The following is a 22,312-nucleotide window of genomic DNA, read 5'->3' as shown; positions in this document are numbered from 1 at the left end:
GCAGAATTCTGCACCGCAGCAGCGCTTTGAAGTCGCGGCATGGATCCTGGGGTCTGCGCCGCGTCGCTGCGCTCCTTGCTTCGCCCCAGGATGACGAAGCGATGTGCATTTCCGCCAAGCCATCAACGCAAGCACGTCCGACCCATCAAAACTTCGGCAGGGGAGGAGCTGGCTGCTTACTTCCCCAGTTCGACCGACCGCAGCCGCGCAGCCTCCACCGCCTCTGTGAGAAGGCGCGTCAGCCGGTGCTCGCCCATCAGCACGGCCAGCGCCGCGGCCGTCGTGCCGTTGGGGCTGGTGACCTGCTGGCGCAGCACGCCCGGTTCCTCGCCGCTTTCGGCGGCGAGCGAGGCGGCGCCATAGACGGTCTGCATGGCGAGCAGCTTGGCGGTCGCCGTCGGCAGCCCGGCCTTCTCGGCGGCCACCGTTAGCGCCTCGATGAAATGGAAGATATAGGCCGGTCCCGATCCGGACACGGCGGTCACCGCGTCCATCAGGCCCTCATCGTCGATCGTGGTCACTTCGCCGCTCGCCGACAAAAGATCGGCGACGAAACGCTTGGTGTCATCCGACACGAGCTTGTTGGAGAACACCACCATCATGCCCTTGCCGATTGCCGCGGGTGTGTTGGGCATGCAGCGCACGATCGGCGCGCGGTTGCCGAGGATTTCCTCGAAGGTGGCGGCAGGTGTGCCGGCGGCGATGCTGACGAAGGTGGTGCGGCCATCGCCGAAACGCTTGTAGGCGGCGGTGACGTCGCGGATCACCTGCGGCTTCACCGCGATGACGACGAGATCGGGCACGGCATTGGCCGGAATGGCACCGGCATCGGCTGATGTCGCGCAGCCCAGCGCTGCCGCGCGATTGCGCAGATCGGCATTGGGCTCGACCACGAAAACCGCTGATGGCGCAAGCTTGCCGGATTTCAGCCAGCCTGAGAGCATGGCGTAACCCATATTGCCGCAGCCGGCGAGAACAAGCCTGATCGTCATCAAAAGCCCTCCGAAGGAAGGCTTTCACATAGACGCTGGCGCTTCCCTGGGGAAGCCCTGTCAGGATCGCGAGCCGCGATCGGGATCGCGCACTGCCATCGGCCGCAGCGAGACTTGCCTGAGGCCAAATACGCCGAGCACGAAGAACAGCCAGACCGGGTCGCCGCGATGGAAGAAGAAGCTTTCGAGAAAAGCGTTCAGCGCCGTGAACAGCACCACCATCATGAAGAAGTCGCCGAGAAAAATGTTTTCCCTGCGCAACGGAATGCGCATGTAGTCGCGCAGCGGCGCGATGAGGAAGGTGTAGACCGCCACACACAGTGCCGGGATGCCCATCAGCACGGCGATGTCGAGGTAGCCGTCATGGCCGTGCACGATGGTCCGGATGTCCCACGGCCGGTCGAAGGGCTGGTCCTGGTTGAGCAGCAAGGGCGTGCCCCAGAAGCTCTCATAGCCGTAACCGGTCCATGGCTTCTTCGCGAGCATGCTGCCGGCGAACTCCCACAGCGTCGCGCGGCCCGTATAGGTCATGTCCGGGAAATAGATCGCCGCGAGATGTTTTATCGGCGGCAGGAATACGATGCCCAGCGTGCCGACCGCTGTCGCGACGATCGCCAGCGCAAACAGGATCGGCGTGCCGAGCCGCATGCCGATCAGGCTCGGGAACATCACGATCAGGATCGAGAACGGCACCAGGCCGGCTGTCGTCTTGGAGCCGGTGTGCAGCATGAAGATCATCGCAGCGAAGAAGATCCCGGCACCCCAGTAGCGCTGTCCGCGCCGGTAGAGATAGAGGCCCGCGAAGCTGAGGCAGGCCATGATCGGCCCGGCGATGTTCTTGTGGGTGAACACGCCGCGCCACAGGCCGGCATGCTCGGGCTCCTGCGAGTCGGCGGTGTGCATCGCCTCGTGCGGAAAGACGATGAGGCCGAGATAGGAAAGGCCCATGACCACGACGGCGGTGAAGATGATCACCTTCGAGAAGGCTTCGGCGTCGCGCGGCAGCACCAGGATCGTCGCCATTGTCAGGATGCCGATCAGCGTGAAGGAGGCGGCGCGCATCGCCGAAGGCGGATCGGTCGACAGGATCACCGAGAGGAAAAAGAAACCCAGCATCAGCATCCAGGACGGGCTGAGCAGCGAGCGCACCACACGCGGATCGGCAAAGGCCATCAGCGAGAAGATCGACATGGCGCCGAGCGAACCGAAGCCAAGCTGGTTGACGATGTCGCCGCCTTGACCGGTGAGTTCTGCGCCGCCCGGCTGGAACGGCCGGAAGGACACCATGATGACGGTGAACAGCAGCGCGGCAATGGCGGTGGCCACGCCTTCGCGCGTGAACGCGGCGCTGAGCGGCGCGCGCTCAGTTTTTCTCAGGCTGGCGGTATTGCTCATTGGCATATCCGAATTCGGCCAGCACGCGGCCCAGCGCCACATGGACAGGGTAGATGGCGATATCAGGCGATCCGGTCCGCGCCAGCCGGATCAGGCCGCGAAACGGCGAGGCGGCAAGCAGCGCCAGGCTCTTCAGCAACACCTTGGCGCCGGCCAGCGGTGTGCCGGCGCGCTTCTTCTTTTCGACCAGTGTCGAGATGACACCGTTGCGCAGGCTGCGAGCCCGGATCCAGTCGGCTTCGATACGCCGGGCCGGGACGGTTTCATGCACCTTGGCCTCGGCGCACCAGCCCAGCACAAAGCCCTTTTGCGCCGACCGGCTGAGAAAGTCGGAATCGCCGCCGCCCATGAAGTTGAATCTGAGATCGAGAAAGGGTGGACCCATGGCGATCAGCACGTTGCGCCCGACCAGAAGATTGCCGGACGAATAGAGCGCCGGCACCCGCTTGGTCTCCCGGTAGGGCGGCGCGAACACCGGATGCTCGGCCCATCGCGCATGGGCGGGGTCGGCAAACACCGGCACCTGCGGGCCGCCGACAATATCGGCACTGAGCGTTTCGGCAGCCCGGCACATCCGTTCCAGCCACTGCGGATCGGCGATCTCGTCATCGTCGATGACCAGCAGATGCCTGAAGTTCGGGAATTGCAGGATGGCCGTCTGCCAGCCGGCATTGTAGGCGCTGCAATTGCCGCGCTCATGCGCGATGATGACCAGGCCCGACATTTCGCCCCGCTCGAACAACGGCAGCGCTGCCTTGGCGCCGGCCCGCGCCTCGGCTTCGTTCTCCATGACGATCACGGCAAAGCGCCTGCCGGTTTGCTGCGCGCGCAGCGACGCCAGCGTTTCCAGCACCTGCTCGGGACGCTTGAAGGTCGGCAAGGTGACGACGGCTTCGACGGCCTCGACGTCAAGCCGCGGCGTGCGTCCCGCGACCGATACCGAACCGTCCGATGGCAAAGGGATCATCCGTGTCCAGCCACATGGTGAGTTGGGCTCTGGTAGCACCACGGTTGATAAGGTTTCGTTAATCACCTTGCACGGAGAACGCCTGCAAGCAGAGGCTTTCGGCCGTCGAATGTGCTCGCTTAATCAAGGGTTCACCGCGCTTTGCTACCGGCTACACCAGTGGATAGGTGAGATGCATCTACTGTTCGCCACATCGATCGTGCCCGACGGTGCTCTCGCCTCGGGCTACGAGATCGCAAACGCTGCGATCATCGCCGCCCTGCGGCGCGCTGGCGTGCGCGTAACCGTCATTGGTTTCACCTGGCCGGGGAAACCCGCGGCCGACCCCGAAAACACCGTGGTGCTGGGTGCCATCGACGTGCGCACGGACAATGCCTCCGCGCGGCAGAAGCTGGCCTGGGTCGGCAAGGCGCTGCTTTCGGGCCTCACCTTCGCCTCGGTCAAGCTGCGCGCCGTGTCCGACAGCGATGTTCTCGCTGCCATCGAGCAAGCTGGACCGGTTGACGGCTACGTGCTGAATTCCGTGCAGTTCGCCGGCGCCTTCGAAAAGCTGTTCACCGAGCGGCCTTCGATCTTCGTTGCCCACAATGTCGAGTATCTTTCGGCGCGGGAGAACGCCGCTGCCGCCGGCAGCCTCTTCCAGCGCCTGCTGTTTCGCCGCGAGGCAAGGCTGCTCAAGGCCGTCGAAGAGCGTCTCTGCCGCCGGGCGCGCTTCGTCTTCACCCTGGCCGAGGAAGACCGCGCCGCACTAGGTGTCGCCTCCGACAACCGCTCGGCGGTGCTGCCGCTGGTGACCGGTGCCCAGGCGCCAACCCTGAAAGGCCCTCGCCGCATCGACTGCGACGCCGCCCTGATCGGCACCTGGACCTGGCAGCCGAACCGCATCGGCCTCGACTGGTTCCTGAGCAACGTCGTGCCGCATCTGCGGCCCGATTTCCGCATCCGCATCGCAGGCCACATGCCTTCGGGCGTCGCCTCGAAGCATCCGGGTGTCGAACTTGTCGGCCGCGTGCCCGACGCGCAGGCTTTCGTGCGCGGTGCTGCCGTCATTCCGCTGATCAGCACCGCGGGCAGCGGCGTCCAGTTGAAGACCATCGAAACGTTCGAACTCGGCCTGCCTTCGGTCGCCACCAGCCGTTCGCTACGCGGCATCGACCACCGTCCGGCCAACTGCGTCGTCACCGACGATCCCGTCGCCTTCGCCAAGGCTCTCGAGGCTGCGGCGGCCGACATCCGCGACGTCGACGGCAGCGCGTTCCGGGGCTCGCAGGTCAAGGCGCTCGACGCTGCCATCCGGCTCGGCCTCGAAAAGCTTGAGCCTGTCAGGCAGGAGGCGTTTGCATGAACATGCATTCCGCCCGCGCCGCGTTCGGGCTCGACAAGCTGAAGACGATCCTTGGCATCCCGGTGGTTGCGGTCCGCTGGAACGATGCCATCGCCCTGCTGAACCGGTTGATTGCCGAGCGGCGCTTCACCAAGGTCAGTTTCCTCAACGCCCACAACGCCAACATCGCCTATACCGACCCGGTGTTCGCCGGGGCACTCGATGATTTCCTCATCCTGCCCGACGGCATCGGTATCGATCTGGCGGCGAGGCTCCTCTACGGGGCGCCGTTTCCCGACAATCTCAACGGCACCGATTTCGTCCCGGCCTTCCTGCAGGCCTCGACGACGCCGCTGACCGTTGGGCTGCTCGGCGCGACGCGTGTCAATGCCGAAGCGGCTTCGGTCAAGCTGGCCGCCTTGGCGGTGCAGCACAAATTCGTGGTGATCCATGACGGCTATTTCCCTGCTTCGCAGGAGCAGGAAATCGTCGACCGGATCGCCGCGCTTCGGCCCGACGTGCTGCTCGTCGCCATGGGCGTGCCGCGCCAGGAATTGTGGATCGAACGCCACATCGACGCGCGCCACTGCACGCTGCCGATCGCCGTCGGCGCGTTGCTTGATTTCCTGAGCGGCGCGGTGCCCCGCGCGCCCTTGTGGATGCGCCGGCTGCGGCTCGAATGGCTGTTCCGGTTGGCTGTCGAACCGAGCCGCCTGTGGCGCCGTTATGTGGTCGGCAACCCACTGTTCCTGCTGCGCGTCGTCAGGCAGAAATTCTCGCTTGCGCCCGAAGCCGCGGAGGATGTCAAGTGAACAGCAGGTTCGTGCCAGGCACCGCTGTCGAGCCAGGCCCGCTGCGGCAGACACCGACGGCGGCCATCGTGACGGCAAGCTACGCGCCCGACTTCGAGCGCTGCCGCCTGTTGTGCGAGACACTTGATCGCCACGTTTCGGGCGCGGCGCACCATTACATCCTGGTCGAACATCGCGACGTCAGGCTGTTTCGCCAATTGGAAACCGGCCGCCGCACGGTCGTCGACGAGCGTGAATTGCTGCCGCGCTGGCTGCACGCATTTGACGATCCGCTCAGCCTGTTTCGCCGGCGCGTCTGGCTCAGCCTGAAGACCCAGCCGCTGCGTGGCTGGCACGTGCAGCAATTGCGCCGCATCGCCATCTCGGCGCATGCATCTCAAGATTTGCTCATCTTCTGCGATTCGGACGTCGCTTTCTTGAAACCTTTCGACTGCGCCGCCTTCTGGCGCGACGGCAAGGCGCGGCTGTTCCGCCGCGACGGCGTGCTGGCGGACGAAGGCCATGAGGAGCATCGCATCTGGTCGCGCAACGCGGGGTCGGCACTCGGCATCGAGCCGTCCCGGACATCGGTCCACGACTACATCTCGACGCTGATCGCCTGGCGGCGCGACACCGTGCTGGCCATGTGCGGCGAGATCGAGAAGGTCCATGGTCGCAACTGGGTCGAGGTCGTCGGCTCGGCGCGCAAATTCTCCGAATGCATGATCTACGGCCGCTATGTCGACGATTTGCTACAGGGTGCCGGCCACTTCCACGGTTCGGAGGAGTTCTGCCGGGTGCACTGGACCGGCGAGGCGCTGTCGGACGACGAGTTCCGCCGCTTCGTTGCCGCCATGGCGCCGGAGCAGGTGGCGATCGGCATGCAATCCTTCATCGGCACCGATATCGGCCGCATCCGCCGTTTGATCGGGCTGGATTAGATGGGCTTTGCCGGTTTACGCATCGCCGAATAGGTGAGCAGCGTCGAGGCGAGATACAAAAGCAGGAAGACGACATTGAGCGACAGCACCAGGTTCGGCGTGTCGAGGATGGTCGTCAGCACATAGGTCAAAAGCAGCGCCTTCAGTGCGGCGAGCAGACCGAGATTGAGCGCCCGCACCAGCGTCTGGCCGCGCGCGAACAAAAGCTCGGCCTGATATTCGACCAGATTGCGCAAGCCAGGCACGCAGATCGCCAGCACGACCAGCGGCGCGGCCTCGGCGACATTCTTGCCGAGCGCATTGGGGAAGAAATGCAGCACGATGCCAAGCGTCAGCAGCGCTGCCGTGGAGACCGCGAACACACCGCCTTCGATGCCGCTCTTGACCGCCAGCCGTGACAACAGTTCCGGTGCGCGCATCATGCGCTGCACCAGCATCATCGAGAAGGTGCGGATCGGAATGGCGGTCAGGTCTACCAGCCGCATAATGATGGCGTAGATGCCAGCCAGATGCGGGCCGCCGATCGCCAGCACCAGCAGCTTGTCGAACTCCATCTGCAGGTAGAACAGCACTTCGGCGCCGGCCACGTAGACAGAATCGGCCAATCGCCTGAGATAGAGCTCGATGCGCAGCCGCAACCGCTGGCGGGGGTAGAAGAAGCCGAAGGCAATCAGCAGCGAGGCGGCATTGGCGCCGATATAGAACCACGACCATATCCAGACGCTGTGATGCGCAGAGAACATGAACAGCACCGCGCCAAGCGCCCGCAACGCGGTCGCCAGGATAGCCAGCAGCGCGGCGCGGCCGAATTTGCCCAGGCCATTGTTGACGATCAGCGCCACCTCGACCGGCCGCCACAGCAGCGCTTCGGCAAAGACGATTGCCGCAAACACCGACAGCGGCACGGTGTCGGCGAAGAAAAGCAGGTAGACGCCGAACGAGGCCGCGGCCAGCAGCGGCAGCGACAGCACGCCGAGCAGCAGGAAGCCGGCGGAAAAGGTGCCGATCAGATTGGGGCGGATGGTGGCGGTGCGGTAGAGCGCCGAGATGAACCCGAAGGCGAGGATGCGCGACAGCATGACACCGGCCGCCGAAGCGGTGGCGAACATGCCGAATTCGGAAATGGACAGCGTGTTGGCCAGCGCGATGAAATAGGCCAGCGAAAACACCAGTCGCCCGCCGGCGCCGCTGATCGCCGAGAAATAGTCGCGAAGCAGCCCCCGTCGTTCGGCCAAAAAGCTGCCGATCCGGGCGAGGGGCCGCCTTTGCGGTATGTCACTGGCCTGCGTCATTTCTTAAGGAGAGCCTAGGCGGGAAAACTTAACGTGCCGTTCTGGAGGCTGAGCCTGTGTCGAAAATAGATGCAACCGAAGCGAGAAACCGACGCTTCGGTGCGGGAAAATTAACCTTTTGTTTTCCATGCCTGTTTAGCGTGGCTTAACGAATGGCCAAGCGCCGTTTGCAGGTCGCCAAAGGTAAAGTTCCAGACGATGGTCGACAGGGAAAACCGCGAGGACTGGAAGCGCGAGCGCTCATTGCTGGCGCTTGGCCAGGCTGTGCGCGGCGACGAACCCGACGCGTCCCTGGTCTCGATCGGCGACCGCGCAGACCCGTCATGGCGCGAGGATGCCGCCACCCGTCATCGCCTCGCCCGTTCGCAGCGCGAGGCGCGCAACCCGAAACTGTCGGATCCGGTCGCGACCGACGGGGATCGTGAGCAAGCTTACCGCGCGCAAACCACGCCACGGACACAGCCTGGTGCCGCCGAAACCGCCGGTGCCCGTCGCGCCGATCGTGCGTCGGAACCTTACGCTGCAGGCGACGCGTCGGTATCCCGAAACGACGGCACGGACAGTCAGCAGTGGAAGCCGCTGATCGATCCGATGCAGGTCGTGCGCGGTGTCGGCAAGTCGAAGCTGCTGATCGTGACGACGACACTACTGGGCGCTGCGCTCGGCGTCACCATAGCGCTGTCGACGCCGAAGAAATATGAGGCCACCACCGAACTGATCGTCGACCCGCGCGACCTGAAGCTAACCGATCGCGACCTCACCCAGTCGGTCGTCGCTTCCGATGCCACGCTGGCCATCGTCGAGAACCAGGTTCGGGTGCTGACCTCAGGCACCGTTCTCAACAAGGTCGTCGACAAGCTCAATCTGGTCAACGATCCGGAATTCAATGGGCAAGGCAGCGGCGGCCTCAGCGTCATGTCGCTCATCCGCTCCGTCCTGTCCCGCAATGATGGGCCGGGCGGTGTCGACGACGGCCGCCGCCGCGCGCTTGCTGTCGGCAATCTGGCTGAGAGCCTTTCGGTCGAGCGCGGCGGCAAGACCTTCGTCATCACCGTCAGCGCCACCACACAGAATGGCGAGAAATCGGCCCTCATCGCCAACACGATGACGGATGTCTTCCTGCAGACCTTCGGCCAGATACAGTCGGACACGGCAGGCCGCGCCACCGACGAACTGACGGCCAGGCTTGACGAGTTGCGCAAAGGGGTCGAGGCGGCCGAGCGCAAGGTCGAGGATTTCAGGGCTACCCATGATCTCGTCGATGCGCAGGGCCACCTCATCAGCGACGACGAAATGCTGAAACTCAACGAGCAGCTGTCGGTTGCCCGCGCCCGCACGCTGGAGCTGAATGCCCGGGCCGCTTCGGCGCGTTCGGTCGACGTCAATTCGGTTCTCACCGGTACCTTGCCGGAGGAGATCAACTCCAACTCGATGAGCGATCTGCGTTCGCAATATGCATCGCTCAAGCAGGAGGCTGACCGCGCCGCCATTCGGTTCGGCCCGCGTCATCCCGAACTCCAGGCGCTCAATGCCCAGATTGCCGGCGCACGCGACCGCATCGCCTCGGAGCTGCGCCGCATCGGCTCGTCGCTGCAGGTCGACCTCAAGCGCGCGGTCCAGCTCGAACAGGATCTTGCCTCTCGCCTGGCGCAGCTGAAGGTCCGCAGCGGCGACGTCAACAGCGACCTGGTGTCGATGCGCGAACTGGAGCGCGAGGCGACCGCCAAGCGTTCCGTCTACGAACAGTATCTGCTGCGCGCCAAGGAGACCGGCGAGCAGAAGGACATCAACACAGCCAACATCAATGTGATCTCGAAGGCCTTCGCGCCGCTCGAGCCGAACGGGCCGTCGCGGGTCGTGGTCGCGCTCGCCGGCCTGTTGCTGGGTTTCGCCTCCGGCATTGGCCTCGGAGCCATGCGTGGCGCCTATGAGAGCCTGCGTGACACTGCCAATTCGCGCTCGCGTCGCGACCATGGCACGGACGAACACCGGACGCCTTACGAAGACAAGGCATATCGGTCAGCGCCGCCGCCGGCGCCGCCACAGCCACCAGCGCCGCAGCCATCGACACCCCCGCCTGCATCACCACCGCCGGCCCCGCCACCGCCTGTCCAGCAAGCCGAGGTCGCGCCGGCCGAAGGTCCCGGCCGGATCGGTGCCTTGCTGTCGAGGCTGCACAAGTCCGTCTCACGCAGGCCGTCCCGGGAGGAGCCGTTCGATACCGTTGAATGGGCCTCTGCCGAAAACGCGAAGCCGATGCAGGATCCGCAATACTCCGCTTACCCCCAGTCGGCGCCGGCCTTCGAGCCTCGGCAGGCGGCCGCGGCAGCATACCCGTCGCGGCCTTTCCAGCCCGGCGGCCATCCGCAGCAGACGGCGCAGCCGCCACTGCCGCCTCCCATGGTGCAGCAGCGGCCATATTCCGGGCCGCAGCTCTATCCCTACGCGCAGCCATTGGGCTACGCACAGCCGCCGGCCTATCCCTATCCGCAATCGATGCCGGCCGCCAATGCCGGGCTGCAGCCCGATCCGGCTCAGCCTGCTTCCGAGTCCTATCCACAGCCGTCCCTCCCGCAGCAGCAGGCGCCTCAGCCTCATCAGCGATCAGCGGAGCCGTCGCGGGCCGCGGAGGATGCCGAGCAGCAAGCGCCAATCGAGGAAATCCGCGCCAGCCTGCGCGAATTCCGCGAAGCGGTTCGCGAACTGACCGAGAGCCGCGTGCGGCGTCGCTACTTCTGAGCCACAAAAATCTGCGCTGTGCCGTACAAAAACATGCCGGTTTCGCGTAAACGGCATGGGACGGCGCTTTGGCGGGATTGCATGTTGGAATTTTCGTGAAAATGCCACGCTGTGAAAGATCGAAAAGCGCGTCGCTTCCGCAAGCGACGCGCTTGGGCATTCTGGTGTTGAGGGTAGTCCATGGCCGAAGTGATTGATGGCAAGAGCGTTGCCGGCGACGTTGTGGGGTCGGTCAAGACCCTGACGGCTGAGCTTGTCGCCAAGGGCCAGGCCAAGCCCGGTCTTGCCGTGGTCATCGTCGGCGAGGATCCGGCCAGCCAGGTCTATGTCGCGTCCAAGTCGCGCACCGCCAAGGAATGCGGCTTTCATTCCGTCCAGCACACGCTGCCGGCCGAAACCTCGGAACCGGCGTTGCTGAAGATCATCGGCGATCTCAACGCCGATCCGGCCATCAACGGCATCCTCGTGCAGCTTCCGCTGCCGGCCCATATCGACGCCGGCAAGATCATCCAGACCATCGCGCCGGAAAAGGATGTCGACGGCTTCCATTTCATCAATGTCGGCAAGCTCGGCACCGGTGAACTCGAGACAGCCTTCGTGCCTTGCACGCCGGCCGGCTCTATGCTTCTGATCGAGCGGGTGCGCGGCAAGGATCTGTCCGGCCTCAACGCCGTCGTCGTCGGCCGCTCCAACATCGTCGGCAAGCCGATGGCCAACCTGCTGCTTGCCGCCAACTGCACCGTCACCATCGCCCACAGCCGCACCAGGGATCTGCCCGCCTTGGCCCGCACCGCCGATATCCTTGTCGCGGCCGTCGGCCGGCCGGAGATGATCAGGGGTGATTGGGTGAAGCCCGGCGCGACCGTCATCGATGTCGGCATCAACCGCATTCCGGCGCCGGAAAAGGGCGAGGGCAAGTCGCGCCTCGTCGGCGATGTCGCCTATGCCGAAGCGGCCGAGGCCGCCGGCGCCATCACGCCGGTGCCCGGTGGTGTCGGCCCGATGACCATTGCCATGCTGATGGCCAATACGTTAGCCTCTGCCTACCTTGCGGCCGGATTGAAACGGCCGTCCTTCTGACCCGCCAGAAAGCCGCAGCTTTGCCGAACCCAACTATTCCCTTGGAACGGCCGGTCATGACTGACCCCGTTCAAGGCGGCCGGCAGTTCGCTTTCCTGCTGGTCGACAAGTTCTCCATGTTCTCGCTGGCTGCCGCGATCGATACGTTCCGGTCGGCGAACCGGTTGCTTGGCCGCGACTTCTACGGCTGGACCACAGTGTCGGCCGATGGCGATCCGGTGATGGCCTCCAATGGCCTGCCGCTCAAGATCGACTACGCCGTTGCCGACCTGCCGCCGGTCGATATCCTTTTCGTCTCGGTCGGGCTGACGACGGAATTTCCCGGCAAGAGCAAGGTGCTGGCGGCTTTGCGCAGCTGGGGCCGGCGCGGCAATGCACTCGGAGCCCTGTCGGTCGGCTCTTACCTGCTAGCCGAGGCCGGCCAGCTCGAAGGCTATCGCTGCACCATCCATTGGGAAAACCGTGCCGGCTTCGTCGAGCGCTTCCCCGATATCAACTGCACCGGCAACGTCTTCGAGATCGATCGCAAGCGCTACACCTGTGCCGGCGGCACCACTTCGATCGACCTGATGCTGGAGATCGTGCGCGGCGATTTCGGCTCGAACCTCGCCAATGGCGTCGCCAACCAGTTCCAGCACGAACGCATCCGCTCGGCCGGCGACCGCCAGCGCGTCGGGCCGGAACGCGACCTGACCGGCAAGTCGGAGAAGCTCAGGCGTATCGTCGAACTGATGGCCGACCACCTCGACGAGCCGCTGTCGGCGGTACAGCTGGCCAAATCCGCCGGCCTTTCGGTGCGCCAGGTCGAGCGCCTGTTCCTGCGCCATCTCAGCGTCACGCCCGGCCGTTACTATATGCGGCTGCGGCTGGAGCGGGCGCGCGAACTGCTGCGCCAGACCAACATGCCGATCCTCGACGTGGCGATCGCGACAGGCTTCACCTCGCATTCCTACTTCGCCCAGAGCTATCGGCTGCAATTCGGCAGGCCGCCCTCGGAAGAGCGCCGCACGACTTACTGAATTCCGCTTCCGCTGAAAAGTTCGGCATTCGGCCCGGCGCATCGGGCCAGGGTAGCGAATTCGGGTAACGGGTTCTTTCGGAGCCTTGGCCGCGCGTAGGCTGACGGGTGCATCAAACGAAAAACCCGCCTGAGCGGCGGGTCACCGGCGCAAATCAGTACCATGGGCAAAAATGTACCATAGCTGAGTGCATCCAGTCAAGAAAAAATTCCTATCATGGAAAGCCTTCGGCACTGCCGACACCCCGAACTGGCTGTCGTCACGACTTTTGTTAAGCTGGGTTCGGGCCCTACGCACCTGGCTGCCCGGACTTGTGTCCCGGCGCCGCGTCAAATAGCTTGCCGCCCGGATCAGGGGCGGATTTAGGAGATTTCGATGGCGGGACTTGCACGGGGCGTCGCTGCGGCGATCCTCCTTTTGTCGATGACGACGTTCGGCCTCGCCGCAAACAAGGTCATCATCATTCTCGATGCGTCCGGCTCGATGTGGGCGCAGATCGACGGCAAGCCCAAGCTCGAAATCGCCCGAGAGTCGCTTCGAACCGTGCTTCAATCGGTCCCCACCGACGACGACATCGGCTTTATGGCCTATGGCCACCGTGAAAAGGGCAGCTGCGACGACATCCAGCTGATCGTGCCGCCGCAGGCAGGTTCGGGCAGCGCCATTTCGGCCGCTGCCGACAGCCTGAAATTCCTCGGCAAGACGCCGCTGACCGCTGCCGTCAAGCAGGCGGCCGAGGCGTTGAAATACACCGAGGACAAGGCGACCGTCGTGCTCATCACCGACGGGCTCGAAACATGCGGGGGCGACCCTTGCGCGCTTGGCAAGGAGCTCGAGGCATCCGGCGTCGACTTCACCGCCGATGTCGTCGGTTTCGGCCTGACCGCCGATGAGGGCCGGCAGATCGCCTGCCTCGCCGACAACACCGGCGGCAAATACATCCAGGCCTCCGACGAGAAGGCGTTGCAGGAGGCGCTTGCCGAGACAGTGGCGGCGCCGGCGCCTGCTCCTGAACCGGCTCCGGCACCTGCGCCAGCGCCCGCGCCGGAGCCGGCCAAACCGGAATTCAATTTCCTGCCGATAGCGGTGCTTGCCGAGGGCGGCGATCCCGTCACTGACGGCAACGCCTGGGAAATCTACAAGGCCAAACCCGACGGTACGCGCGGCGACTACGTCAGCACCGAATACGGCGCCTACAAGGCCAATCTGGAACCGGGCGACTATATCGTCGTGGCCAGTGACGGCCAGGCCAAGACCGAGCAGAAGGTCAAGATCGAGGCCGGCCAGGTCTACAAGCCGCTTTTCAACTTGGATGCCGGCACGCTCATCATCCACCCGCGACCGAGCGCGGGGGCGGATGTCGTCGATGGCGCGGCTGTCGTCATCGACTATCCTGGTGCTGACATGCCCGCCACCTTCTATGGGACGACGAAAGCCGTGTTGCCGGCCGGCGACCAGAAAGTGACTGTCACGATCGGGCAGGGCGTGGCTACCGAGACGATTCCGCTGGCTGCCGGCAAGACCGTGGAAAAGGACATGGTTGCCGGTGTTGGCCATGTCGTTGCCAATGCTTACTATGCTGCGGGCGGCGACAAGGCGGACGGTTCAGGCATCGGCTTCAAGGTGCTCAAGGCAAAAAAGAAGATCGATGGAACCAGGGACGAGGTGACCTATGCCTACGGACCCGACAGCAAATTCGATCTGCCGCCCGATGACTATGTGTTGATTGCGACGGTTGATCTCGCCGTCGTCGAGCAGCCGTTCACCGTCAAGGTGGACGAATTTCAGGATCTGAAGGTCGCAATGAATGCCGGCGTGCTGGCGATCACCGCGCCCGGAGCCTCGAAGATCGAGATTTTCGAGGCCAAGAAGGACATCAACGGCAACCGCAAGTCGCTTGGCTATGCATTCGACCAGAAGTATCAGGCAGCGATCCCGGCGGGCGACTACGCCGTCGTTTCGGAGAAATCCGACAACAGTTCGAAAGAAGGCAACGTGACGGTCAAGGCCGGCGAGCGAGCCGAGCTAACCGTGCAATAGGATCGTATGCACAACCGCAAGAGGGCGGCCATGTGCCGCCCTTTTTCATGAACGACGCAGAACTGCCGTCAAGCGGTGCCGAAGGCGCTGGCGCCATGGTCGGCGCGGCCGACCAATTGCCGGAAGCCGGCAAACAGTTCGCGGCCGAAGCCGAACTCGTTGCCGATAAGATCGGCATCCGCCGTCCGGCGCAAGGCGAACTCCCCGGCCGGCACCAGGACTTCGAGTGTGCCGGCTTCGGCGTCGAGCCGGATGATGTCGCCTTCGTGGATCCTGGCGATAGGACCCTCCTCGACCGCTTCCGGCGTCACATGGATCGCCGCCGGCACCTTGCCGGAGGCGCCCGACATGCGCCCGTCGGTGACCAGCGCGACGCGCTGGCCGCGATCCTGCAGGATGCCGAGCACGGTGGTCAGCTTGTGCAGTTCCGGCATGCCATTGGCCTTCGGCCCCTGGAAGCGGATGACGGCGATGAAATCACCGGTCAGCGTGCCTGCCTTGAACGCATCGTTCAGCCCTTGCTGGCTGTCGAAGACCCTGGCCGGCGCCTCGATGATACGCCGCTCCGGCTTCACCGCGGAAGTCTTGATGACGGCGTGGCCGAGATTGCCTGACAGCACCTTCAGGCCGCCGGTCGCCTGGAATGCCTTGTTGAACGGCGCCAGCACTTTTTCGTCGCCGCTTGCCTTCGGCGAGGCTTCGCGCACCACGCTGCCATCGACGCCGAGCTTTGCCTCGACCGCATAGGGCCGCAGGCCTTCGCCCCACACCGTCTGCACATCCTCATGCAGGATGCCTTCGTCGAGCAGTTCGCGGATCAGGAAGCCGAGCCCGCCGGCGGCGTGGAAATGGTTCACGTCGGCGAGGCCGTTCGGATAGACCCGCGCCAGCAGCGGCACGGCTTCCGAAAGGTCGGAAATATCCTGCCAGGTGATGGCTATGCCGGCCGCCGCCGCCATGGCGATCAGGTGGATGGTGTGATTGGTCGAGCCGCCAGTGGCGTGCAGGCCGACGATGCCGTTGACGATCGAGCGCTCGTCGATCATCCGGCCGACAGGCGTATAGGCGTTGCCGAGCGCGGTGATCGCCAGCGCCCGCTTCGTCGCCTCGCGGGTCAGCGCCTCGCGCAGCGGGGTGCCGGGATTGACGAAGGAAGCGCCCGGCGTGTGCAGGCCCATGATCTCCATCAGCATCTGGTTGGAATTCGCCGTGCCGTAGAAGGTGCAGGTGCCCGGCCCATGATAGGATTTGGACTCGGCCTCCAGCAGTTCGGCACGTCCGGCCTTGCCCTCGGCATAGAGCTGGCGGACCTTGGCCTTTTCATCGTTGGGCAGCCCGGTCGTCATCGGTCCGGCCGGGATGAACACCGCCGGCAGATGGCCGAAGGTGAGGGCGGCTATCACCAGCCCCGGCACGATCTTGTCGCAGACGCCGAGATAGACGGCGGCGTCGAACATGTTGTGCGACAGGCCGATCGCGGCGGCCATGGCGATGACATCGCGCGAAAACAGCGACAGCTCCATGCCGGGCTGGCCCTGGGTGACGCCATCGCACATCGCCGGCACGCCGCCGGCCACCTGGGCAATGCCGCCGGCCTCGCGGGCCGCGTCCTTGATCAGCGCGGGGAAAGTCTCGAACGGCTGATGCGCCGACAGCATGTCGTTGTAGGAGGTGATGATGCCGAGGTTCGGCACCTTGTCGGCGCCAAGCGCGAGCTTTTCCGAGGGGCTGCACACCGCAAAGCCGTGGGCGAGATTGCCGCACGACAGCACAGCCCGGTTGGCGGTGCGGTTCGATGCCTCGGCGATGCGGCCGAGATAACGCTCGCGGCCTGGCTTTGAGCGCTGGCGGATGCGTTCGGTGATGGCTTCGATGTCGCGTCTGGCGGTCATGGCGGTCGGTCCTTTCAGGCGAGGTCCCGGAAACATCCTCCCGCCGTTTGCCGGGACCAGAGTAAATCGAGATTCAGGGGGCCCAGAAAACCTCTACGGGCTTATGCGCTGCGTCGAGCACGGCACGGATTGGCTTTCGCGGCCCGGGCGCCACCGCGCCGTCGAAGGCGATACGCTTGTCCTCACCCTCTATGTGCAGCGCGATGAAGCCGGCTTCGACGATGCGCGCCAGCGACAGGGTCAGCCGCGGCTCGCCCGCACTTGCCGCATGAACCGGCAGCACGATCCTGTCGGAAGACGGGTCGAGCAGCGTCGCCAGATCGTCGGCATCGGGAAAGAACGAGGCGGTGTGGCCGTCCGGCCCCATGCCGAGCACGACGACATCGAGCGGCCAGGGCAAGGAGCGGAGCGCTGCATCATCGGACGAGGCCGCATCCTCGATGCTGGTGGCTTCGTGATAGAGCGGCACGAAACGAGCCGCCTTGGCCGCGTTCTGCAACAGATTGGCGGTCACCAGTCCGGCATTGGAGCGTGGCGAGGAGGCCGGCACGAAACGCTCGTCGACCAGCGTCACGATCACCTTGTCCCAGGCGATGGGTATCGCTGAAAGGGCGGCGAAGAATTTTGCCGGCGTGGTGCCGCCGGAGACGGCGAGCAACCCCGTGCCGCGCTCGGCGATCGCCTTGGTCAGTCTGCCTGCAGCATGACCTGCAAGGGCGGCCGCCAGTTCCTGGCGCCCGGCGAAGCCGTTCCAGCTGTAGGCGGCGCTGTTCAATTGCTCTCGTGCCATGTCCGCCCGTCACGCTCGATCAGTGCTATCGAGGCCGATGGCCCCCAGGTGCCCGCCGTGTAGCCCTGCGCCTCCTGCCTGGCACTTTCCCAGGCATTCTGGATCGGGTCGATCCATTTCCACGCCGCCTCGACTTCGTCACGGCGCATGAACAGGGTCTGGTTGCCACGGATGACGTCCATGATCAGCCGCTCATAGGCGTCCGGTGCGCGGCCGTCGAAGGACTGCGCAAAACTCATGTCGAGCGAGATCTGGCGCAGCCGCATGCCGCCCGGGCCCGGATCCTTGATCATGATGAACTGCTTGACGCCTTCGTCCGGCTGCAGCCGGATGACCAGCTGGTTGGCGAAGATCGGTCCGGCGCTGTCGCCGAAGATCGAATGCGGGATCGGCTTGAATTCGATGACGATTTCCGAAACCCGCGTCGCCAGCCGTTTGCCGGTGCGGAGATAGAACGGAACGCCCGACCAGCGCCAATTGCCGATCTCGGCCTTGATGGCGACGAAGGTTTCGGTGTTGCTGTCCTTGCCGAGTTCCTCGACATAGCCTTTCACCGGTCCGCCGGCCGAAGCCCCGGCGCGATACTGCCCGCGCACCGTGTGCTTCGGCGCCTCGTTGCCGTTGATGCGCTTCAGTGCCCGCAGCACCTTCAGCTTTTCGTCGCGCACGGCGTCGGCATCCATCGACGACGGCGCTTCCATGGCGACGAGACACAAGAGCTGCAGCATATGGTTCTGCACCATGTCGCGCAGCGCGCCGGCCTTGTCGTAATAGGTGACGCGGTCCTCCAGGCCGACGGTCTCGGCCACGGTGATCTGGACATGGTCGATATGGGCTGAGTTCCACAACGGCTCGTAGAGCGCGTTGGCAAAGCGCAGCGCCATCAGGTTCTGCACCGTCTCCTTGCCGAGATAATGGTCGATGCGGAAGATCTGGCTTTCGTGGAAGTCGTCGCCGACCAGGTCGTTGAGCTTGCGTGCCGAATCGAGATCGCGGCCGATCGGCTTTTCCAGCACGATGCGCGAGTTCGGCGTGATCAGATTGTGCTCTTTCAGCTTGTGCGAGATGTCGCCGAACAGCGCCGGCGCCACCGCCAGGTAGAAGGCGCGGATGCGGTCGCTGTCGCCGATTGCCTTCTTGAGCTTGTCGAAGCCGGCGCCGCTCGTCGCATCGGCGGAGACGTAGGACAGCCGCGCCAGGAAAGTCTTCAGTTCCTTGGCGTCGATGTCGGCCGGTTTGACGTGCTCGGAGATCGCCTGTTTGGCGAAGGCCTGGAATTCTTCGTCGCTCATTTTCGAGCGCGACGTGCCGATGATGCGTGTCGGCTCCGAAAACTGATGGTCGCGCTGGCGATAATAAAGCGACGGCAGAAGCTTGCGTTCCGACAGATCGCCGGTGCCGCCGAAAATGATGAAGTCGAAAGGCTCGACGGGGATGATCTGGCTGGTCATGGTCTGTCCGCTTTGACGCCGGTCGCTGTGACGCGGCTGATATAATCTAATCGATTTAAATTTTCCAGTGCCATGGTGTCACATCTGGGTGTATGCGCCTGCCCCTTGACAGCCCGATGACCCGGAGGCTTGTCGAAGGCGCGGCTCCGGAAGCCTTCGCAGTTGCAGCATAGAGCGGGATCGACGCGAAAGCCAAAGGAGAAATCGGCTATGGACCCACATCTTTCGGCCAATCCAGTCAGAAGCCGTGGCTTTGCGCGGATGAGCGCCAATGACGTGCCCGTTGATCGTCACCAATAGTGAGCGGAAAAACATGCGTCTGGAAAACAAGGTTGCGATCATCACCGGCGCTGCGTCGGGTTTTGGCGAGGGCATCGCCAGGCGCTTTGCGCAGGAGGGCGCCAGGGTCGTTGTCGCCGACCTCAACGCCAGGGGCGCGGAACGCGTCGCCGGTGAGATCGGAGAAGCGGCGATCTGGACCCAGACCGATGTCTCGCTGCGCTCCGAATTCGACGAGATGGTCTATGCCGCCAAAAGCGCCTTCGGCCGCATCGACATCATGGTCAACAATGCCGGCTATACCCATCGCAACGGCGACATGCTCAATGTCGACGAGGACACCTTCGACCTGATAACATCAGTCAACATGAAGGCGATCTATCACGCGGCACTCGCCGTGGTGCCGATCATGGAGCGGCAGGGCGGCGGCGTCATCCTGACCACGGCCTCCACCGCGGGTCTGCGGCCGCGCCCCGGCCTCACCTGGTACAACGCGTCGAAAGGCTGGGCGATCACCGCCACCAAGTCGATGGCGGTCGAACTGGCGCCGAAGAACATCCGCGTCAACTGCCTCTGCCCGGTTGCCGGCGAGACCGGCATGCTGGAGAAATTCATGGGCGCCGACACGCCCGAAATCCGCGAGAAGTTCCGCGCATCGATCCCGCTCGGCCGGCTTTCGACGCCGCTCGACATCGCCAATGCCGCACTCTGGCTGGCCTCGGACGAAGCCGCCTTCATCACCGGCGTGGCGCTGGAGGTCGATGGCGGCCGCTGCATCTGAAAGTGCCAGGCGTCACGCGCCGGTCTTGATGTAACTCTTGTAGATCCAGCCGGTCTTGCCGTTGTAGGTGATTTGGCACCATTGCTTGCAGCTCTTCACCTGCACCGAGGTTTTGGCTGGCACCGTACCGATGGCGGCGGCATTTTTCTTCGGGCCGCTTCGCATGGTCACGGCCCTCAGGATGCGCCCTGTTCCGGCGGCTGCGGCTTTCCTTGGCTTCGCCTTGGCTTGGCTGTAATCGCCCTCTGCCGCTGGCTCTTGCGGCTGCACCGCGGGGATGGCGGCAGTTTGTGCGCCGTCGGGGTGGTTGCCCGCGGCTGCGCTGGGCGCGGCTACCTTGGCAAGTTCGGTGGCGGCATCGGTATCGGCTGCCGGCTGTGCAAATGCCGCCGCTTGCTTGTCCGCTGCCTTGGGAGCGGTCGAATCGGACGTGGTTGCGTCCTTCGGCTGGGAACCGGTCCAGCGCGGGTCATTGGCGGCAAGTGCGGGGAGGTTGGTTTGCGCGGCCGCCACGGTAGTTGGAATTGCGTCGGACTTGCGCGCCTGCGGCACGGCTGCCGCGGCGACCGCGGCCCCAATCGGGGTTATTTTCGTCGTCTTCACCGGAACCGTTGGAATGGTCTGCTCGGGGCTCGCTGCCGCTTGCCTGTCGCTGGCCGGCAATGCCAGCCACAGCGCCACGGCGGCGACGCTAAGCAACGCGGCGGTGCCGATCGCGGCGATCACCAGATGCGAGTTCGAACGGACTTCCTGCCAGAAGGACGGCCGCATGTCGTATCCGAACTGCATGGCAAAGCGCCGACGTTCCGGCGTACCGAAACTGAAGGGCTCTCTCACTCTTGCCACCTCCATAAGCGGGCCGACGTTCTTTCAGTCGGTGCCGGAAGTCCGGCGTCTGATCCGCATAGGTCCCAAAAACAACGCGGGCAGTCCCGCAACAATCCCCGAACAATCGCCCAGAACCGGCAGCTTTCGCCTGCGATTGTGGCATCAGTACGCCATTATAGGGGATTCTGCGCCTTTGCGGGAAATTGCGCAATGCGTCGCACGGGCAACAAATGTTACAATGAATATTACAATATTACATCAGGTCGGTCGGCTAGATCCTGTCCCTCAACGCAAACCAGTTGAGCGCCAGGAACAGCAGCGGCGTGCGGAAGCGTCGACCGCCGGGGAAGGGCGGGATTTTCAGATCCTCGATCAGCTTCAGCCGGTCGCGGTTGCCGGCAACGGTTTCAGCATAGAGTTTACCGAAATAGTTCGACAGCATGACGCCGTGGCCGGAATAGCCGCCGGCCGAGATCACATTGGGCATCACTTCGCGCACGAAAGGCTTTCTCGGCACCGTGATGCCGACATGGCCGCCCCAGCCATGCGTGATCTCGACATCCCCGAGCGCCGGATAGAGTTCCGCGATCTGGCGGCGGATGTGGATGTGGATATCCCGGGGATCGTTGACGCCATAGACCTCGCGTCCGCCAAACAGCAGCCGCCCGTCCTTCGATCTGCGGAAATAGCGCACGACGAAGCGGGAATCGTCGACCGCCTCGCCGCCCGGCAAAACGTTCGAGTGCGCTCCCAGAGGCACGGTCGCACCGATGAAGGAACCGATCGGCATGATGTGCGCCGCACTCACCGGCTCGAGCGCGCCGCCATAGGCGTTGACCGCTATCAGGCATTTTTGCGCCGTCACCGTCCCTCTCGGTGTCGAAACCTTGACCTTGCCGCCACTGGAAATGATGCCGGTCGACGGCGTCCCCTCGAACAGCTGCGCGCCTGCAAGCGCTGCCACCCGCGCGGTGCCGATCACCAGCTTCATCGGATGGATGTGGCCGGTGCCGGTGTCGCGCGTGCCGCCGAAATAGGCGGTCGAGCCCAACCGCTCCGCCGTCTCCCTGGCATCCATGAACGAGATATGCGGGTAGGCAAAACGGCTCGCCATGATCTCGGCATGCGCCTTGTAGTCGTCGACATAGCGGGGCTTGTGCGCCACCGAGAGCTGGCCCGGCATATAGTCGATATCGATCTGGTTGGCGGCAGTGAATTCGAGGAGATGCGCCTTGGCCTCTTCGGCAAGATCAAACAGCGCCTTGGCGCGGGCCAAGCCATACTCGGATTCCAGGTCCTCGGCCCAGGCGCGCTGGCCGGTGCCGAGCTGCCCGCCATTGCGCCCGGAGGCGCCATCGCCGAAGCGGTACGCGTCGATCAGCACGACATTGGTGCCTGCCTTGGCCAGATGCGCCGCCGCCGACAGCCCGGTGAAGCCGCCACCAATGATGACGACATCGCATGTCCGGTCGCCATCCAGTCCGGGATATTCGGGCCTCGGTCCCGCCGTGTCCTCGTACCAGGAACGGCCGGGGGAAATTGGGGATTGGTAAGGCATGATGCTCGCAGGGAGTAGGGGAATAGGGGAATAGGGGAGTAGGGGAGTAGGGCAGTAGGGCAGTAGGTCACGAGGGCAGTGGGGCTGTCGGGCAGGTGTGGTGTCTTGGTCCGGTTCTCGCGGGCGGTAGGTGTCACGTGGAGGAGTGCGGTG

At 64.3% G+C, this 22,312-nt stretch carries 17 protein-coding genes; 8 read left to right on the top strand and 9 right to left on the bottom strand.

What is annotated here, in order from left to right:
- Positions 1 to 176 precede the first annotated feature (176 nt).
- Genes proC through NKJ67_RS18770 form a run of 3 tightly spaced genes read right to left on the bottom strand, consistent with a single transcriptional unit; the run spans position 177 to position 3,354 of the window.
- On the bottom strand, positions 177 to 992 hold the full coding sequence (gene proC / locus NKJ67_RS18780; protein WP_352582336.1) for a pyrroline-5-carboxylate reductase: 816 nt from the start codon (positions 990 to 992) through the stop codon (positions 177 to 179).
- 60 nt (positions 993 to 1,052) lie between these two features.
- On the bottom strand, positions 1,053 to 2,387 hold the full coding sequence (locus tag NKJ67_RS18775; protein WP_352582334.1) for an O-antigen ligase family protein: 1,335 nt from the start codon (positions 2,385 to 2,387) through the stop codon (positions 1,053 to 1,055).
- A complete protein-coding gene (locus NKJ67_RS18770) occupies positions 2,356 to 3,354 on the bottom strand; it encodes a glycosyltransferase family 2 protein (RefSeq protein ID WP_352582332.1) in 999 nt (332 codons plus the stop codon). Before NKJ67_RS18770 ends, NKJ67_RS18775 begins: the two co-directional genes overlap by 32 nt.
- 172 nt (positions 3,355 to 3,526) lie before the next feature.
- Here NKJ67_RS18770 and NKJ67_RS18765 point away from each other — a divergent pair, with 172 nt between their 5' ends.
- From NKJ67_RS18765 to NKJ67_RS18755, 3 genes are read left to right on the top strand one after another with little or no spacing between them, the layout of a single operon-like run.
- Positions 3,527 to 4,699: a glycosyltransferase family 4 protein gene (locus tag NKJ67_RS18765; RefSeq protein WP_352582330.1), complete on the top strand. Its 1,173-nt coding sequence runs from the start codon at positions 3,527 to 3,529 to the stop codon at positions 4,697 to 4,699.
- A complete protein-coding gene (locus NKJ67_RS18760) occupies positions 4,696 to 5,490 on the top strand; it encodes a WecB/TagA/CpsF family glycosyltransferase (RefSeq protein ID WP_127328764.1) in 795 nt (264 codons plus the stop codon). The genes NKJ67_RS18765 and NKJ67_RS18760 overlap by 4 nt, the downstream gene beginning before the upstream one ends.
- Positions 5,487 to 6,410, top strand: coding sequence for a DUF6492 family protein (locus NKJ67_RS18755; RefSeq protein WP_352582328.1), 924 nt, complete (start codon positions 5,487 to 5,489; stop codon positions 6,408 to 6,410). Before NKJ67_RS18760 ends, NKJ67_RS18755 begins: the two co-directional genes overlap by 4 nt.
- Here the strand turns inward: NKJ67_RS18755 and NKJ67_RS18750 are convergent.
- Positions 6,407 to 7,702, bottom strand: a complete 1,296-nt coding sequence (locus NKJ67_RS18750; RefSeq protein ID WP_127272343.1) for a lipopolysaccharide biosynthesis protein — start codon at positions 7,700 to 7,702, stop codon at positions 6,407 to 6,409. The two genes, NKJ67_RS18755 and NKJ67_RS18750, sit on opposite strands and share 4 nt — an antisense overlap.
- 198 nt (positions 7,703 to 7,900) lie before the next feature.
- Between NKJ67_RS18750 and NKJ67_RS18745 the strand changes: the two genes are divergently transcribed.
- The 4 genes from NKJ67_RS18745 to NKJ67_RS18730 all read left to right on the top strand — a co-directional run bounded on the left by NKJ67_RS18745 (position 7,901) and on the right by NKJ67_RS18730 (position 14,580).
- On the top strand, positions 7,901 to 10,441 hold the full coding sequence (locus NKJ67_RS18745; protein ID WP_352582326.1) for a Wzz/FepE/Etk N-terminal domain-containing protein: 2,541 nt from the start codon (positions 7,901 to 7,903) through the stop codon (positions 10,439 to 10,441).
- A gap of 180 nt (positions 10,442 to 10,621) precedes the next feature.
- Positions 10,622 to 11,521: a bifunctional methylenetetrahydrofolate dehydrogenase/methenyltetrahydrofolate cyclohydrolase FolD gene (gene folD / locus NKJ67_RS18740; protein ID WP_352582324.1), complete on the top strand. Its 900-nt coding sequence runs from the start codon at positions 10,622 to 10,624 to the stop codon at positions 11,519 to 11,521.
- A 56-nt stretch (positions 11,522 to 11,577) separates the two neighbouring features.
- Positions 11,578 to 12,540 carry a GlxA family transcriptional regulator gene (locus NKJ67_RS18735; RefSeq protein WP_013530232.1) on the top strand — a complete coding sequence of 321 codons (963 nt, stop codon included), beginning with the start codon at positions 11,578 to 11,580 and terminating at the stop codon, positions 12,538 to 12,540.
- A gap of 375 nt (positions 12,541 to 12,915) precedes the next feature.
- Entirely contained in the window at positions 12,916 to 14,580 is a 1,665-nt protein-coding gene (locus NKJ67_RS18730) for a vWA domain-containing protein (protein ID WP_352582322.1), read from the top strand.
- A 68-nt stretch (positions 14,581 to 14,648) separates the two neighbouring features.
- Here the strand turns inward: NKJ67_RS18730 and edd are convergent, their stop codons facing one another.
- From edd to zwf, 3 genes are all read right to left on the bottom strand, one after another.
- A complete protein-coding gene (gene edd / locus NKJ67_RS18725; RefSeq protein ID WP_127807883.1) occupies positions 14,649 to 16,472 on the bottom strand; it encodes a phosphogluconate dehydratase in 1,824 nt (607 codons plus the stop codon).
- Positions 16,473 to 16,545: 73 nt separating this feature from the next.
- Positions 16,546 to 17,262, bottom strand: coding sequence for a 6-phosphogluconolactonase (gene pgl / locus NKJ67_RS18720; protein ID WP_127807882.1), 717 nt, complete (start codon positions 17,260 to 17,262; stop codon positions 16,546 to 16,548).
- The gene (zwf, locus tag NKJ67_RS18715) at positions 17,244 to 18,713 is read right to left on the bottom strand and encodes a glucose-6-phosphate dehydrogenase (protein ID WP_127320684.1); all 1,470 of its coding nucleotides are present in this window, start codon (positions 18,711 to 18,713) and stop codon (positions 17,244 to 17,246) included. The genes pgl and zwf overlap by 19 nt, the downstream gene beginning before the upstream one ends.
- A gap of 313 nt (positions 18,714 to 19,026) precedes the next feature.
- Here zwf and NKJ67_RS18710 point away from each other — a divergent pair, with 313 nt between their 5' ends.
- Entirely contained in the window at positions 19,027 to 19,773 is a 747-nt protein-coding gene (locus tag NKJ67_RS18710; protein ID WP_127807881.1) for an SDR family oxidoreductase, read from the top strand.
- A gap of 12 nt (positions 19,774 to 19,785) precedes the next feature.
- On the opposite strand, the gene NKJ67_RS18705 is transcribed toward NKJ67_RS18710, so the two are convergent.
- Both NKJ67_RS18705 and NKJ67_RS18700 read right to left on the bottom strand, forming a co-directional pair.
- Positions 19,786 to 20,610: an SH3 domain-containing protein gene (locus NKJ67_RS18705; protein ID WP_352582319.1), complete on the bottom strand. Its 825-nt coding sequence runs from the start codon at positions 20,608 to 20,610 to the stop codon at positions 19,786 to 19,788.
- 262 nt (positions 20,611 to 20,872) lie between these two features.
- On the bottom strand, positions 20,873 to 22,159 hold the full coding sequence (locus NKJ67_RS18700; protein WP_352582317.1) for an NAD(P)/FAD-dependent oxidoreductase: 1,287 nt from the start codon (positions 22,157 to 22,159) through the stop codon (positions 20,873 to 20,875).
- Positions 22,160 to 22,312: the final 153 nt, after the last annotated feature.

The sequence above is a fragment of the Mesorhizobium sp. M0088 genome, assembly GCF_040322895.1.
Lineage (GTDB): Bacteria > Pseudomonadota > Alphaproteobacteria > Rhizobiales > Rhizobiaceae > Mesorhizobium.
This window is presented reverse-complemented; position numbering and strand designations above follow the sequence as displayed.

Excerpts from the sequence above, each read along its gene's own strand:
- proC (WP_352582336.1), bottom strand. The coding sequence starts at position 992 with ATGACGATCAGGCTTGTTCTCGCCGGCTGCGGCAATATGGGTTACGCC.
- NKJ67_RS18775 (WP_352582334.1), bottom strand. The coding sequence starts at position 2,387 with ATGAGCAATACCGCCAGCCTGAGAAAAACTGAGCGCGCGCCGCTCAGC.
- NKJ67_RS18770 (WP_352582332.1), bottom strand. The coding sequence starts at position 3,354 with ATGATCCCTTTGCCATCGGACGGTTCGGTATCGGTCGCGGGACGCACG.
- NKJ67_RS18765 (WP_352582330.1), top strand. The coding sequence starts at position 3,527 with ATGCATCTACTGTTCGCCACATCGATCGTGCCCGACGGTGCTCTCGCC.
- NKJ67_RS18760 (WP_127328764.1), top strand. The coding sequence starts at position 4,696 with ATGAACATGCATTCCGCCCGCGCCGCGTTCGGGCTCGACAAGCTGAAG.
- NKJ67_RS18750 (WP_127272343.1), bottom strand. The coding sequence starts at position 7,702 with ATGACGCAGGCCAGTGACATACCGCAAAGGCGGCCCCTCGCCCGGATC.
- NKJ67_RS18745 (WP_352582326.1), top strand. The coding sequence starts at position 7,901 with ATGGTCGACAGGGAAAACCGCGAGGACTGGAAGCGCGAGCGCTCATTG.
- folD (WP_352582324.1), top strand. The coding sequence starts at position 10,622 with ATGGCCGAAGTGATTGATGGCAAGAGCGTTGCCGGCGACGTTGTGGGG.
- NKJ67_RS18735 (WP_013530232.1), top strand. The coding sequence starts at position 11,578 with ATGACTGACCCCGTTCAAGGCGGCCGGCAGTTCGCTTTCCTGCTGGTC.
- NKJ67_RS18730 (WP_352582322.1), top strand. The coding sequence starts at position 12,916 with ATGGCGGGACTTGCACGGGGCGTCGCTGCGGCGATCCTCCTTTTGTCG.
- edd (WP_127807883.1), bottom strand. The coding sequence starts at position 16,472 with ATGACCGCCAGACGCGACATCGAAGCCATCACCGAACGCATCCGCCAG.
- pgl (WP_127807882.1), bottom strand. The coding sequence starts at position 17,262 with ATGGCACGAGAGCAATTGAACAGCGCCGCCTACAGCTGGAACGGCTTC.
- zwf (WP_127320684.1), bottom strand. The coding sequence starts at position 18,713 with ATGACCAGCCAGATCATCCCCGTCGAGCCTTTCGACTTCATCATTTTC.
- NKJ67_RS18710 (WP_127807881.1), top strand. The coding sequence starts at position 19,027 with ATGCGTCTGGAAAACAAGGTTGCGATCATCACCGGCGCTGCGTCGGGT.
- NKJ67_RS18700 (WP_352582317.1), bottom strand. The coding sequence starts at position 22,159 with ATGCCTTACCAATCCCCAATTTCCCCCGGCCGTTCCTGGTACGAGGAC.